General features: G+C 67.5%; 10 protein-coding genes and 3 pseudogenes. 8 read left to right on the top strand and 5 right to left on the bottom strand.

The window, feature by feature from the left end; genetic code table 11:
• Position 1: 1 nt before the first annotated feature.
• Genes WA944_RS10020 through WA944_RS10005 form a run of 4 tightly spaced genes read right to left on the bottom strand, consistent with a single transcriptional unit; the run spans position 2 to position 4,048 of the window.
• The gene (locus WA944_RS10020) at positions 2 to 1,006 is read right to left on the bottom strand and encodes a Gfo/Idh/MocA family protein (RefSeq protein ID WP_526375504.1); all 1,005 of its coding nucleotides are present in this window, start codon (positions 1,004 to 1,006) and stop codon (positions 2 to 4) included.
• Entirely contained in the window at positions 1,003 to 1,875 is an 873-nt protein-coding gene (locus WA944_RS10015; RefSeq protein WP_526375506.1) for a sugar phosphate isomerase/epimerase family protein, read from the bottom strand. The genes WA944_RS10020 and WA944_RS10015 overlap by 4 nt, the downstream gene beginning before the upstream one ends.
• Positions 1,872 to 2,888: a Gfo/Idh/MocA family protein gene (locus WA944_RS10010; protein WP_526375508.1), complete on the bottom strand. Its 1,017-nt coding sequence runs from the start codon at positions 2,886 to 2,888 to the stop codon at positions 1,872 to 1,874. The genes WA944_RS10015 and WA944_RS10010 overlap by 4 nt, the downstream gene beginning before the upstream one ends.
• Positions 2,885 to 4,048 (bottom strand): phytanoyl-CoA dioxygenase family protein, encoded by a 1,164-nt coding sequence (locus WA944_RS10005; protein ID WP_526646849.1) that lies wholly within the window; start codon positions 4,046 to 4,048, stop codon positions 2,885 to 2,887. The genes WA944_RS10010 and WA944_RS10005 overlap by 4 nt, the downstream gene beginning before the upstream one ends.
• A 164-nt stretch (positions 4,049 to 4,212) precedes the next feature.
• On the opposite strand from WA944_RS10005, the gene WA944_RS10000 reads away from it, so the two are divergent.
• From WA944_RS10000 to WA944_RS09970, 7 genes and pseudogenes are all read left to right on the top strand, one after another.
• A complete protein-coding gene (locus tag WA944_RS10000; protein WP_526610315.1) occupies positions 4,213 to 5,217 on the top strand; it encodes a LacI family DNA-binding transcriptional regulator in 1,005 nt (334 codons plus the stop codon).
• A gap of 115 nt (positions 5,218 to 5,332) precedes the next feature.
• Complete coding sequence (locus tag WA944_RS09995) at positions 5,333 to 6,184, top strand: PfkB family carbohydrate kinase (RefSeq protein ID WP_526646856.1); 852 nt, start codon at positions 5,333 to 5,335, stop codon at positions 6,182 to 6,184.
• 298 nt (positions 6,185 to 6,482) lie between these two features.
• Positions 6,483 to 8,465, top strand: coding sequence for a 2-oxoacid:acceptor oxidoreductase subunit alpha (locus tag WA944_RS09990; protein WP_526610313.1), 1,983 nt, complete (start codon positions 6,483 to 6,485; stop codon positions 8,463 to 8,465).
• Positions 8,462 to 9,544 (top strand): thiamine pyrophosphate-dependent enzyme, encoded by a 1,083-nt coding sequence (locus WA944_RS09985; RefSeq protein ID WP_526373867.1) that lies wholly within the window; start codon positions 8,462 to 8,464, stop codon positions 9,542 to 9,544. Before WA944_RS09990 ends, WA944_RS09985 begins: the two co-directional genes overlap by 4 nt.
• Before the next feature lie 34 nt (positions 9,545 to 9,578).
• Complete coding sequence (gene mobA / locus WA944_RS09980) at positions 9,579 to 10,181, top strand: molybdenum cofactor guanylyltransferase (RefSeq protein WP_526373866.1); 603 nt, start codon at positions 9,579 to 9,581, stop codon at positions 10,179 to 10,181.
• Between the two features lie 1,034 nt (positions 10,182 to 11,215).
• Positions 11,216 to 11,449, top strand: a pseudogene (locus WA944_RS09975) (transglycosylase family protein); the annotation flags it as partial.
• Positions 11,450 to 11,772: 323 nt separating this feature from the next.
• Positions 11,773 to 12,003, top strand: a pseudogene (locus WA944_RS09970) (transglycosylase family protein); the annotation flags it as partial.
• Positions 12,004 to 12,187: 184 nt separating this feature from the next.
• On the opposite strand, the gene WA944_RS09965 reads toward WA944_RS09970, so the two are convergent.
• Positions 12,188 to 13,354: an FAD-dependent oxidoreductase gene (locus tag WA944_RS09965; RefSeq protein ID WP_526373865.1), complete on the bottom strand. Its 1,167-nt coding sequence runs from the start codon at positions 13,352 to 13,354 to the stop codon at positions 12,188 to 12,190.
• A gap of 137 nt (positions 13,355 to 13,491) precedes the next feature.
• Here WA944_RS09965 and WA944_RS09960 point away from each other — a divergent pair.
• Positions 13,492 to 13,751, top strand: a pseudogene (locus WA944_RS09960) (dimethylamine monooxygenase subunit DmmA family protein); the annotation flags it as partial.

The raw sequence follows: 13,751 nt of genomic DNA, 5'->3' as shown, positions 1-13,751 counted from the left end.
CTCAGCGCGGACTCAGGCCCGCGGCCCGGTAGGCGTCGTCTATGAGCGCCATGTTGGCCACGGCGTCGGCGGTGTCGATCGGTAACGGGGCACCGTGCTCGACGTGGGCGGCGAACGCTTCGAGCTGATAGGTGTAGGTCGCTCGGCTGCCGAGGTGCTCGACGGTCGTCCCGGCCTGGGTGGTGATCGTGAGCCTGTCGTCGTCCTGCGGCTTGATGAAGTTGTGCGCCAGCACATCCCCGCGAGTCCCGACGATCCGCAGGGTGAACGAGTATTCTTCGGCCAGCATCGAGTTGGCCGACAGCCCGGTGGCACCACCGGGCAGTGCGAGTTCCACGTCACACCATGCGTCGACATCGGGGCCGCCGTGGCCGCAGTGCCCTGCCGTGGCGCCGACAACCGTCGGTGTGCCGAACCGGCGCATGACGTGCAGGCCGTAACACCCGAGATCCATCAGGGCGCCACCGGCAAGCTCCAGCGACCACCGCGGATCCTCGGGTGGCGGCGCCGGCATCCCCATCCGGACCTCGACGCGGGTGAGCTCACCGAGCGAACCGTCGTCGGCGAGGTCGAAGACGCGACGTGTGAGCGGATGGAACAGGTAGTGAAAGCCCTCCAGCACCGGCACCCCGGCCGCCTCGGCTGCCGCCGCCACCCGCTGCGCCTGCTCGCGGTTCCGGGCGAACGGCTTCTCGGTCAGTACCGGCTTTCCGGCCACCACCGAGGCCAGGTTCCAGGGTGCGTGCAAGGCGTTGGCCAACGGGTTGTAGATGATGTCGACCTCGGGGTCGTCGACCACGTCCTGATACGACGGCAGCACCCGCTCCACCCCGTGTGAATCAGCGAATACCTTGGCTCGCAACGGGTCCCGCGACGCGACCGCGACCAGCCGATGGCCGAGTTCCCGGGCGGGCCCGACGATAGCCGACTCGGCGATCCGGGATGCACCGAGCACCCCGATCCGCAGGCCACCGGTGCGTCGGCGTGCTGCCGGGCCGTCGCTCACACCTCCACCGCGCGGCACACGTCCTGTAGATAGGCCACACTCGCTCGCACGTCGCCGATCGGGCCCTCTCCGGTGGGTTCCCCGGCGAGGATGGTGTCCTGTTCCATGACGAACCAGCCGTCGTAGCCGTTGGCGCGCAGCGCTGTGACAAGTCCGGCGATGTCGACGTCGCCGCTGCCCAAAGCGGTGTAGATGCCGTCGCGTACGGCGTCGGTGTAGGTCATTTCACCGGCTTGCACCCGCGCGGCCATCGCTGCGTTCACGTCCTTGAGGTGGGCGTGTGAGATCCTGCCGGGCGCGTCTCGCGCCAACTGCACCGGGTCTGTCCCGCCGATCAGCAGATGCCCGGTGTCCAGGCACAGCTGGATCGCTGAACCGTCCAGTACGCGTTGTACTTCGGCGCGGTTCTCCACCATCGTGCCGATATGCGGATGCAGCACCGCGGTCAGGCCACGCGCCGCGACGGCTTCGGCCAACCGGTCCAGATTGCCCAACAGCGTGGACCACTGCGCCTCGTCGAGCGTCGGGCGCGAGTCGTACCCGTCCGACCCCGTCGCCGCGGCGAGCACGAGGACATCGGCGTCAGAGGCCACCAACGAGTCGAGCGGCCCGGCGATGTCGGTCGCCGGGTCGTGTGCCGCGTCGTGCAGCACCACCGGGACAAACGATCCGACACAGCTGAGCCCGTAGGCGCCCAGCAACGTCGTCAACTCCGCGGGCTGTGACGGCAGGAAGCCCTGGGGGCCCGTCTCGGTCGCCGACAGGCCGACCTCCCGCATCTCGGTGAGCACCCGCTCCGGTGTCAGCTGATGGCCCCAGCCGGGGACCTCGCACACACCCCATGAGATCGGTGCACCTGCGATTTTCACTTTTTGACCTCCTCGGTGCGCACCGGGACACCCCGGCGCAGCGACTCCGTGGCGGCCTCGGCGATCCACGCCACCTCGACCGCATCGGCTACCGTGGCCCCCGGATTCGGCCCTCCGCGAACGACTTCGACGAATCCGCTCAGCTCGGCGCGGAACGCCTCGGTGAACCGGTCCATGAAGAAGTGGTGCGGCGGCCCGGCCGGGAAGTCGCCGGGGGAGGAGAAGCGCGGGTCACCGTTGCGCACCGGAGCGCCCTGATCCCAACCTGCGACCACCGTGTCGTCGAATCCGTGGACCTCGAGGCGGCAGTCGTACCCGCGGCCGTTGTACCGCGCCGCAGACACCACTCCGAGCGCGCCGCCGTCGAAACGCACCACTATGGCGGCGGTGTCCACGTCGCCGTACTCGGTGAACAACGGATCTCCCTGCACACTGCCGGTGGCGTACACCTCGACGGCGTTCTGCCCGGTGACCCAGCGCACCACGTCGAAATCGTGGACCGCGCAGTCGCGGAAGATGCCGCCGGAGCCCTTGATGTAGTCCATCGGTGGGGGAGCGGGGTCCATCGTGGTGCTGCGCACGGTGTGCAGCGCGCCCAGCGTGCCGTCGTCGACCGCACGTTTGACGGCGGCGAACGCGGTGTCGAACCGACGCTGGTAGCCCACCTGAACCGGCACACCCGAGCGGGCGATCACCTCGGCCACCCGGGCGCTCTCTGCGGCACTGGCTGCGATCGGCTTCTCACAGAACGTCGGCAGGCCGCGTTCGACGGCGGCCAGCGTCAACTCCGCGTGCGCCGGCGTGGCCGCTGCGACGACCACGCCGTCGATTCCCGACGACAGCAGCTCTTCGACCGAGTTGACCGGGGTGGCACCGTATTTCGCCGCCACCTCCTTGACGACGTCGAGCCGTTCGTCGGTGATGACAAGGCCGGACACTTCCGGCAGGTTGGTCAGTGTCTCGGCGTGGAACGCACCGATCCGCCCGAGCCCGATGAGGCCGAGAGTGGTCATTGGATTCTCCGTTCATTCTGGTCGCCGAGTGCGAGGGCGAGATCTTCCGGGGTGAGGTCGTCGGCCAGCGCGCCCAGCACGGTGTCCACCTGACTCGCAGGTGCCAGGCTTCCGATCGGTGGATCGCTGTCCAGGTTGGTGGGGAAGGCGTAACCCTCCGCAGTGGCGACCACGGCGTTCTCCACCTCGCGGTAGGGCCGGCCAGCGGTCTGCATTGCGCGCAGCGCCGGGTAGACGGCACGCACCATCGCGGCGCGGTCCAGCGCCTCCATCGCCCGGCCGAACGGCGACGAGATCTGCAGCAGGTTCGCGATGCGCCGGATTCCGGGTGAGATGTTGCTGCCCGCACCGTGATAGAGCGCCGGGTTGAAGAACACCGCGTCACCCTTCTGCAGCGGGAGTTGAACGTGGCGGAGGGCGAATAAGTCGACGAATTCAGGCCGGTTGAACGCGATGTACCCCCCGGCGAACCGCTGGGAGTGTGGCAGCAGCATCGTCGGCCCGCTGTCCAAGGGCATGTCGCAGTGGGCGACCGCGCCCTGCAGCGTCAGCATCGGTGAGGCGCGGTGCACATGCGCGGGGTAGGCGGCGAGGTGGTCCTCGGGAACGAAGCCGAGGTGGTAATCGCGGTGTGGCACCTGTGCTGCGCCGCCGGGGTTGACGACGTTGACCTGCGAGGTGACCTGATAGCGCGGACCCAGCCACGCCTGGCACACCACGGCGAGCAGGTCGTTGGCGTAGTAGTCGGCGAACACCGCGGGGCTGTGCAGCGCCAGCTTCTGGGCCGCGTTCCAGATTCGGTCGTTGGCGCCCGGCTTGCCGAAGTGATCGCCGGCGGTCACCCCCTCCACGCGTTGCGCCTCGATGAGGGCGAAGAACGCTTCGTTGGCGCGATCGACGACAGCGGCATCGAACGCCCCGGTGAAGACGACCACCCCGGGGCCGTCGGCGAGCGCCCGGATCAGTTCGGACTGCAGCGCCCGCCGGTCGCTGCGCGCCACGGACTGTGCCGTGTAGACGAGGACGTTGCTGCGGACCCCGTCGGCGAGCGGATAGTCGCCGAGCTCGGTGTCGCGGTTTACTTCGGCGCGGAACGCGTCCAGGCCGAAATCGGACTCGTTCAGCCACGGTGCCGGCGTCGTGCGCACTGGTGCTCCCATGGCAGCTAGTCTTGCTGTGATCGGCACCGCATTCAACCGCATAAATCCATCAAAAACACCTCACACATTTCGGGCGAGCAGACACAAAGTCGCACTATTCGGCGCAAAAACCCACGAGTTTGTGTCTGCTCGCGGAGGAAGGGCTCGCGGAGGAGGGTTAGGGAATGTCGCACCGCTACAAGGTCCGCGAGATCGCCCAACAGGCCGGTCTGAGTGATGCGACTGTGGACCGGGTGCTGCACAACCGCCCCGGGGTCCGCGAGAACACCGTCGCAGAGGTCCACCAGGCCATCGCCGACCTGGACAAACAGCGCGCGCAGCTGCGCCTCAACGGGCGCCGGTACCTCATCGACATCGTCATGCAGACCCCACGGCGATTCTCCGATGCGTTCCGCGCGGCGGTGGAAGCCGAACTGCCCGCGTTCGCGCCGGCGATGCTGCGGGCCCGGTTCCATCTGTGGGAGTCGGGTTCGACCGCACAGATGGTCGACGCGTTGCGGCGGCTGCGCGGCAGTCACGGGGTGGTGCTGAAGGCCCAGGACCAACCCGAGGTGGCCGAGGCGATCGACCGACTGGTGGACGCCGGGGTGCCGGTGGTGACCTATGCGACCGACGTGCCCGCGAGCTGGCGGTGCGGCTACGTCGGCATCGACAACCACGGCGCCGGGCTGACCGCCGCGTACCTGGTGAACCAGTGGCTGGGACCGGCTCCGGCCGATGTCCTCATCACGTTGAGCCAGACGGTGTTCCGCGGCGAGGGCGAGCGCGAAGTCGGGTTCCGGTCGGGGCTGCGTGGTTCCGGCCGGGGAATAGTCGAGGTCAGCGACAGCGACGGCATCGACGCGACCAACGAGCGTCTGGTGCTCGAGGCGCTCGAGAGCCACCCGGCGGTGGAGGCTGTGTACTCCGTCGGCGGGGGAAACGTCGCGACGGTCGCGGCGTTCGAGAGGATCGGCCGGCCCTGCCGGGTGTTCGTCGCCCACGACCTCGACGCCGACAACCGGCGACTGCTGCGGGACGGCCACATCTCCGCGGTGCTGCACAACGATCTGCGGGCCGATGCCAGGTTCGCGCTGAGGCTGATCCTGCAGGAGCGCGGCGCTCTGCCGACGGAGTCGGCACGGCCGGTCCCCATCCAGGTCATCACCCCCCACAACCTGCCGGCCTGACCGCAGAATCGCCGAAACAGGGCATTCCCCGATAACATCTCGCCCCACGGTGTCGAAAACGCGCCGACGACGTAGATCAGGGAATCGATCGGTGCCGCAAGAGTTCATCAACGGTGTGACCGTGCTGGGCAATCTGGCCATCGATGTCATCAACGGTGCGCCCAGGAGTCCCGGTGGCTGCGCGTCCTTTGCCGGTGTGGCCCTCGAGGCGTCGGGCGTGCCCGGTCGGATCGTCGCGATGGGCGCCGAGCAGGACCATTCCCTCTTCGATGCGCTCCTCGAACGGTTCGGTGGCCTGATCCGGGTCCTGCCTTCTGACCGGACGAGCGCCTTCCGGCTGGACTACGACGACGTCGACCATCGCCACATGTCGGTCGACGCGATCGGTCCGATCTGGGGTGAGGCCGAGGTCGAGGCCGCCAATCCCGATACCACCTGGGTTCACCTGGCCCCGCTGCTGCGCACCGATTTCCCGGCAGAAACCCTGAAGCTGCTCTCCGACCGCGGCCACAGGGTCGCCTACGACGGACAGGGGCTGGTGCGTGCCGACCGACTGGGACCGCTGGTAGAGGACCGGCACTTTCCCGCGGGCCTGCTGGACCACCTCGACGTCCTCAAGCTCGCGGAGGACGAAGCCGTCGTCGTCGCGGACGGTCCCTTCGATGCGGAGGTGGCCAGGCGGCTCGGGGTGCCCGAGATCGTGGTGACCTACGGCTCCGAGGGCTGCCACATCTACACCGACGGCGACGTCACGCGCGTTCCCGCTGCGTGGCGGGTGCTGGATGTGCAGACCACGGGGGCCGGCGACATGTTCACCGCCTGCTACGTGGCCAACCGCGCAGCGGGATCGGATCCGCGCCGGGCGGCCGAACTGGCGAGCGACCTCGTCGCCGGCGAGCTCGAGAAGCGGCGTCAGGTCGGGTCCTTCGACGCGGCTGAGGCCGTTCCGGCACCCCGACGCTGCTAGCCGGCAGCTACTGACGAGTAACCACAATCTTAGAGAACGACGTTCTCGAAAACGTGACGAAAACCACAAACTTGTCGCATGTCACCGGACTTCACGCGCCTGAACTGGCACTTCGACGCTTCTTTACGTGCCGGTAACCGGTGTGCCCTGTTCAGGCCAGCCTAAGAGAAGTGCAATAATCGGTACTCCCGGTGACAGAAACATTTGGGTACAACGTGTTCGACGGTGCGTCATGAGTTCGCAGCCCGCTCTGCGACTTGCAGCGGCGCAACCTGACTAGATTTCGAAAGGCAGGGTCGTGGGTCAGAACGGCACAGTCAACGGCGACGGCGCCGCGACAAATCCCGCCCCGCGGCAGAAGCTCGAGAAGGTCGTCATCCGCTTCGCCGGTGACTCCGGCGACGGCATGCAGCTCACCGGTGACCGGTTCACGTCGGAAGCTGCGTTGTTCGGTAACGACCTTGCGACGCAACCGAATTACCCGGCCGAGATCCGTGCGCCCCAGGGCACTCTGCCCGGTGTCTCCTCGTTCCAGATCCAGATCGCCGATTACGACATCCTGACCGCTGGGGACCGCCCCGACGTCCTGGTCGCGATGAACCCGGCCGCGCTGAAGGCCAACGTCTCCGACCTGCCCCATGGCGGTCTGATCATCGCCAACTCCGACGAGTTCACCAAGCGCAACCTGGCCAAGGTCGGGTATAGCGCCAATCCGTTGGAGACCGACGAGCTGTCCGACTACGTGGTGCAGGCCGTCCCGATGACCACGCTGACGCTGGGCGCGGTGGAGTCCATCGGCGCCACCAAGAAGGACGGCCAGCGCGCCAAGAACATGTTCGCGCTCGGCCTGCTGTCGTGGATGTACGGACGCGAACTCGAACACAGCGAGTCGTTCATCCGGGAGAAGTTCGCCCGCAAGCCCGACATCGCCGAGGCCAACGTGCTGGCGCTGAAGGCCGGCTGGTACTTCGGTGAGACCACGGAAGCCTTCGCGACCACCTACGAGGTGTCGCCGGCCAAGCTCAAGACCGGCGAGTACCGGCAGATCTCGGGAAACACCGCGCTGGCCTACGGGCTGGTGGCCGCGGGCCATCTCAGCGACATCCAGGTGGTGCTGGGCACCTATCCGATCACCCCGGCGTCCGACATCCTCCACGAGCTGTCCAAGCACAAGAACTTCAACGTCCTGACGTTCCAGGCCGAGGACGAGATCGCCGGTATCGGTGCGGCCATCGGCGCCTCCTACGGCGGTGCGCTCGGTGTCACCAGCACCTCGGGGCCGGGCATCTCGCTGAAGTCCGAGGCGATCGGGCTGGCCGTGATGACCGAGCTGCCCCTGATCGTCATCGATGTGCAGCGCGGCGGACCGTCGACCGGTCTGCCCACCAAGACCGAGCAGGCCGACCTGCTCCAGGCGCTGTTCGGACGCAACGGTGAATCACCGGTGGCCGTGCTGGCGCCGCGGTCACCGTCGGATTGCTTCGACGTCGCCATGGAGGCCGCCCGCATCGCGGTGCACTATCACACCCCGGTGATGATCCTGTCGGACGGCGCCATCGCCAACGGTTCCGAACCGTGGCGGATCCCCGATGTGACCAGCTACGAGCCGATCGTGCACACCTTCGCCAAGACCGGTGAGCCGTTCGCGCCCTACGCGCGGGACCCTGAAACCCTGGCCCGGCAGTTCGCGGTTCCCGGCACACCCGGTCTGGAGCATCGAATCGGTGGCCTCGAGGCGGCCAACGGTTCGGGCAACATCTCCTACGAGCCGAAGAACCACGACCTGATGGTCCGGCTGCGTCAGGAGAAGGTGGCTGGCATCAAGGTCCCCGACCTCGAGGTCGATGACCCCAGCGGCGAGGCCGAGCTGCTCATGCTCGGCTGGGGCAGCAGCTACGGGCCCATCGGCGAGGCCTGCCGGCGCGCCCGGCGCAAGGGCATCAACGTCGCCCAGGCACATCTGCGCAACCTCAACCCGTTCCCGGCCAATGTCGGTGACGTGCTGGCGAAGTACTCCACCGTGGTGTTGCCGGAGATGAACCTGGGGCAGCTGGCGCTGCTGCTGCGCGGCAAGTATCTGGTGGACATCCAGTCGGTGACCAAGGTCGAGGGCATGGCGTTTCTCGCCGACGAGGTCGAGGGCATCATCGAGGCCGCGCTCGACGGAACCCTGGGCGAGAAAGAACTCGAGAAGGCGAAGTTCGCCAGGCTGGCGGCGGCCACCATCGAGGACCCGGCCGCAGTGGCCGACGACGCAACTGGTGTGGGAGCGAACGCATGACTGACCTGGTAGGAAGCGATCTGGGATTGACGACCGGCGGTCTGTCCAAGACCAGCCTGGTGCCGACGACGGACCAACCGCAGAAGTCCAAGGATTTCACCAGCGACCAGGAGGTCCGTTGGTGCCCGGGTTGCGGTGACTACGTCATCCTCAACACCATCCGCAACTTCCTGCCCGAGCTGGGTCTGCGTCGCGAGAACATCGCGTTCGTCAGCGGGATCGGCTGCTCGAGTCGCTTTCCCTACTACCTGGAAACCTATGGTTTCCACTCGATCCACGGCCGGGCGCCGACCATCGCGACCGGACTCGCGCTGGCCCGCGAAGACCTGTCGGTCTGGGTGGTCACCGGTGACGGCGATGCCCTCTCGATCGGTGGCAACCACCTCATCCATGCGCTGCGACGCAACATCAACATCACGATCCTGTTGTTCAACAACCGGATCTACGGGTTGACCAAGGGCCAGTACTCGCCCACCTCCGAGGTCGGCAAGGTCACCAAGTCCACCCCGATGGGCTCGCTGGACTACCCGTTCAACCCGGTGTCGCTGGCCCTGGGCGCCGAGGCGACGTTCGTCGGCCGCGCCATGGACTCCGACCGCAAGGGGCTGTCCGAGGTGCTGCGCGGTGCCGCCGCCCACCGCGGCGCGGCGCTGGTCGAGATCATGCAGGACTGCCCGATCTTCAACGACGGCTCGTTCGACGCGCTGCGCAAGGAAGGCGCCGAGGAGCGGCTGATCAACATCAGCCACGGCGAGCCGATCACCTTCGGGGCCGACGGCGAGTACTGCGTGGTGAAGTCGGGCTACGGTCTCGAGGTCGCCAAGACCGCTGATGTGTCCGCCGACCAGATCGTGGTCCACGACGCACAGCTCGAGGATCCGGCATATGCGTTCGCATTGTCGCGGCTGTCCGAGCAGAACCTCGACCACATGGTGATGGGCGTCTTCCGTCAGGTGAGCAAGCCGACCTACGACGACGCGGCCCGGCAGCAGCTGACCGCGGCGCGTGACGCCAAGGCCCACGACACGGCCGCGCTGCAGTCGCTCCTGCGCGGCAAAGACACCTGGACCGTTGACTGACTGACGGTCGGCACAGTGCGCTAACGTCACCGATGTGACGTCGTCGCTGCCGTTGGCCGCCGTGGTGCTGGCAGGTGGTGCCTCCCGGCGGATGGGTCGGGACAAGGCCACGTTGCCGTTCGAAGGAGCCGCCGGCCCGACCACGCTGCTCGAACGGGTGGTCTCGATCGTGGCCATGCGGTGTGCCCCGGTCTACGTCATCGCCGCCCCCGGTCAGGCGTTGCCCGAACTCCCCGCACTCCTGCTTCGCGACGAGGTACGTGGGGTGGGGCCGCTGCTGGCCGCCGGCCGGGGATTGCGTGCCGCAGCGGAGGCCGGTTTCGAGCACGCCTTCGTCTGTGCGGTGGACATGCCCGAGTTGAACACCGAGCTGATCAACACCCTGGCCGGTCCGGCCGAACGGCTGGGCGCCGATGTGGTGCTGCCGTGGGACGGCCGCGACCACTACCTGGCCGGTATCTATCGCACCGCCCTGTTCACCACCATCGAGGCACTCGTCGGCGCGGGGGAGCGAAGCATGCGCGCGCTTGTGGTCTCCGTCGACACCCAACGGATCGTGATGCCCGAACAGCCCGCCCTGACGAACGTCAACACGATGGCCGATCTGGACGCCGTGACGCCCCCGCGATTGGTCTAGCAAATTCGGTGGGAAGCGATATCGAATTTGCACACGAACTTCTCGAATTGACGTCACCGAATTCGCACGTTTTATTCTCGTGATAGACGAATGGCCGATGTCAATCGGTTTACGGTGACTGCTGCACCTAGGCCGCCAAAACGACTTGTGCCGCAACGGTGTTGATCGGTGAAATCGACGAAAACGAATCGGGGGAACCGAATCCGGCGTCGGGCGACCCGAAAGTCTGCTCGCCACCGAAAGGGAGTGGCTCACCTGCCGACGCCGGGGTGGGCGCTCGGCACCGTGGTACAGCGAATCATGTTGTCGCTCAAGTGGAACACTGCTCGGAGCGGTCGGTGTTCCGGGCATGAACCCCGGCCGCTGCCGGTCCGAATCGGTTGTGGCACAGCGCAATGAAACGCGCTGGTGGCCGCCGCATCGGCCACCCGGCACAGCGAACCGAAAATCCGTCGCCGGCGCGTGGGCGATGTCCTTCTGTGTCAGCACTACTGAGGTGACCGCGATCCGCGGCAGCCAAACGGTGTCCCAGCTCACAAAACGCTGGTGATCTGACTCACGTGCGCGCAGGATCGGGCCGGTTTCTACGCCGGCGACAAACCCCGAGTTGACCTGCACGAACAACCGAAGAATGAGGTTGTGATCGTTCCGTTATCTGGCTGCGACACGTCGTCAGTCGATATGACTTTGCGCAAAACGGTTTGTACGGTCCCAAACAGCTTCTACGGAGCAAATAATTCAAAACCACGAACCTGCGTGCGTGGGGCCTGCGGGAGGCGATCAGCCTCCGCCGGTCGCCGAGTCCGAGACTCCGGCGAGGTGACTGCCACCCCCCTGTCGTGCCCGACCGAGACGGCGCGACCCGACAACCCCGCCTGACTTCCAGGCACCGTGCCCGCCCTTGTGCGGGCGGTGATGGCGCGCGCTTGGCGAAAGGATCGAAGTTGAAGAACATCCGCAAGACGTTTGGTCTGGCCACCATCGCCGGAGCGCTCAGTGTGGCGCCGATGGTCCTGGCGACCGGTACCGCCAATGCGGACAGCGTCAACTGGGATGCCGTGGCGGCATGTGAGTCGGGCGGCAACTGGTCGATCAACACCGGTAACGGCTACTACGGCGGCCTGCAGTTCGCGATGGGCACCTGGAAGTCCAACGGTGGCTCAGGTTCGCCCCACCACGCCAGCCGTGAAGAGCAGATCCGGGTGGCGGAGAACGTGCTGCAGACGCAGGGCATCGGCGCATGGCCGACCTGCGGTGGACGCGGCTGACCCCCGTACGCACCTGAAAGGGGCGGTGCCGGCAGACGCCGGCGCCGCCCCTTTCTTCTCAGGGGTCTCTTAAGTCAGATAAGCAACTACTAAAACTTTCGTCTCCTGCGTAACAGGTGATGTGCATCACCCGACAGACCGGATAACCGCAGCGTGAGAACGCGCCACCACTTCACTTGCGGGCCTTGAGTCACAACGGTCGGGGAAGGACCGCAGAGATGAACATTCGTAAGGTTGTCACCAAAGGCCTGATGGCCACCGCGATCTCCGGAGCGCTCGCTGTCATCCCGATGACACTCGACGGCTCCACGGCTACCGCGCACGCCGACTCCGTCAACTGGGACGCGATCGCGCAGTGCGAGTCCGGCGGGAACTGGTCGATCAACACCGGCAACGGCCACTACGGCGGGCTGCAGTTCAAGCCGGCGACCTGGTCCTCCAACGGCGGTGTGGGCAACCCTGCGACCGCGCCCCGGTCCGAGCAGATCCGCGTCGCCGAGAACGTCCTGCGGACCCAGGGGATCAAGGCCTGGCCGAAGTGCGGCGCCAAGGGAATGGCGGCTCAGGTGTGGGGCAACGCGCCCACCGCCCCTGCCTCTCCGGCCCCTCGCACCGTCCCCGTGAAGGCGAACGCGTGCGCGGGCATGCCGACCTCGGTCTTCGGTGGCCTGCTCGACCTGCGCAAGATGTGCACCGCGTTGACGACGCCGCGCTCGGCGCGCTGAGAGCCGACTGCGTTCAGTCCGAGACGTCCGCCTCGGTGGGCGGCACATACGCCGCCCGGGCCGCGATCGAGGCCAGGTGGGCGGTCACCATCCTTTCGGGGATCAGCGCCGTGGCCCGACTGGCCGCGCCGCTGAGGAACGACGGACGCAGGTTCACGATCCTGCCGATCGTCGCCGACTCCCGCACCAGCGGACGGACCCGCCGCCTGCGGAAGCGGCAGAACCGGTCGAACGCGGTGGGTAGGTCGTCGGTCAGGGTGATGAACCGGGCGAGGATCGCCGCATCCTCGAGTGCCTGGCACCCACCCTGCCCGAGGTGGGGACGCATCGGATGGGCGGCGTCACCGACGAGCACCGCAGCGCCTTGCGACCAGCGTTCGGGCTGGGCCCGATCGAACAGATCGTTGCGCAGCAGATCCGCGGCATCCGTCGAGGCGATCAACAGCGGTATCGGGTCGGCCCAGGAGGCCAGCTTCTGCGCGAGATAGGCGTGGTCACCGCCGGGGGCGGAGAAACCCTCGGGCAGCCTCTCGGTGGCGAACCAGTAGGTGTGGTCGGGCCCCAGCGGCACATGCCCGACCTCGGCCCCGGCCCCCATGGTCTCGCCGGCCAGCGCCGGGTCCAGTCGATGGGCGGCCACGCCACGCCAAGCGGTGTAGCCCACGTAGCGGCTGGACAGCGGTCCGTTGAGGACGCGCGCCACCATCGAGTTGACACCGTCGGCGCCGATCACCGCGTCCACCTCGCAGTTCCGCGAATCCGACAGCGTCAGCCGAACCGAGTCTTCGCCGATGGTCAGCCCGGTCGCGCTGACCCCGGTCCGCACCGCCTGGGCGGGCAACGCGCCGCGCAGGATGTCGGTCATCACGCTGCGCCGCACCACCACGAGTGGTTCGCCGAGGGCGTCCACGATTCGCTGCGCTGACGGGCGGCGCAGCGAGGTGCCGTCCCGCCAGCGGATCGCGCCGCCGGTTACCCGGCCACCTGCGCGCCGCACGGCATCACCCAGCCCGATCTCGTCGAGGGCGGCCAGCGCGTTGGGCCAGATGCTGATGCCCGCGCCGGTCGTCGTGTCGGTGCGTTGCTCGATCACCGTGACGTCGTGTCCGGCACGGCGCAGCGCGACGGCAGTGGCCAACCCGGCGATACCGGCGCCGATCACCGTGATGTGGGCGGGCATCCGCCGACTGTATCCGTCGGCGGCGACCGGTTCGGGCACACGTCAAACAGACGAGACAGCCAGGTCACATCCGCGAAACGCGAGCCTGGTTTCCTGAAGGGCAACCGAGTCAACTACAGGTGTACACCGGAGGTTTCATGGGACCCGCCCTCGAGCTCACCAGCGTGCCCGCCTGGACCACCGCCGTCACCCGGCCGGACGCAGACCTGTCCGGTCGGCAGTGGAGCATCATCGCCTTCGGCCCGGCCGGTGCCGAGGTGGCGGGCGGGTGGTCCGATCAGATCGCCGCGAGCGGACCGGTATCCGCGGTGCGGGTGCACGAGATCGCCGAGCAGGACGGCGACGGGCCGGCGCGGGCGGCGCTGCTGGCCGACCTCGCCGATGCCCGGGTCGGCTG

This window comes from Mycobacterium sp. (assembly GCF_049683355.1).
GTDB lineage: Bacteria > Actinomycetota > Actinomycetes > Mycobacteriales > Mycobacteriaceae > Mycobacterium.
The sequence above is the reverse complement of the archived record's forward strand: the minus strand, read 5'-3'. Positions and strand labels throughout refer to the sequence as shown.

Bases quoted from the DNA above. Each gene is read 5' to 3' on its own strand.
- WA944_RS10010 (WP_526375508.1), bottom strand. From the start codon at position 2,888: ATGACCACTCTCGGCCTCATCGGGCTCGGGCGGATCGGTGCGTTCCAC.
- WA944_RS10005 (WP_526646849.1), bottom strand. From the start codon at position 4,048: ATGGGAGCACCAGTGCGCACGACGCCGGCACCGTGGCTGAACGAGTCC.
- WA944_RS10000 (WP_526610315.1), top strand. From the start codon at position 4,213: ATGTCGCACCGCTACAAGGTCCGCGAGATCGCCCAACAGGCCGGTCTG.
- WA944_RS09985 (WP_526373867.1), top strand. From the start codon at position 8,462: ATGACTGACCTGGTAGGAAGCGATCTGGGATTGACGACCGGCGGTCTG.
- WA944_RS09965 (WP_526373865.1), bottom strand. From the start codon at position 13,354: ATGCCCGCCCACATCACGGTGATCGGCGCCGGTATCGCCGGGTTGGCC.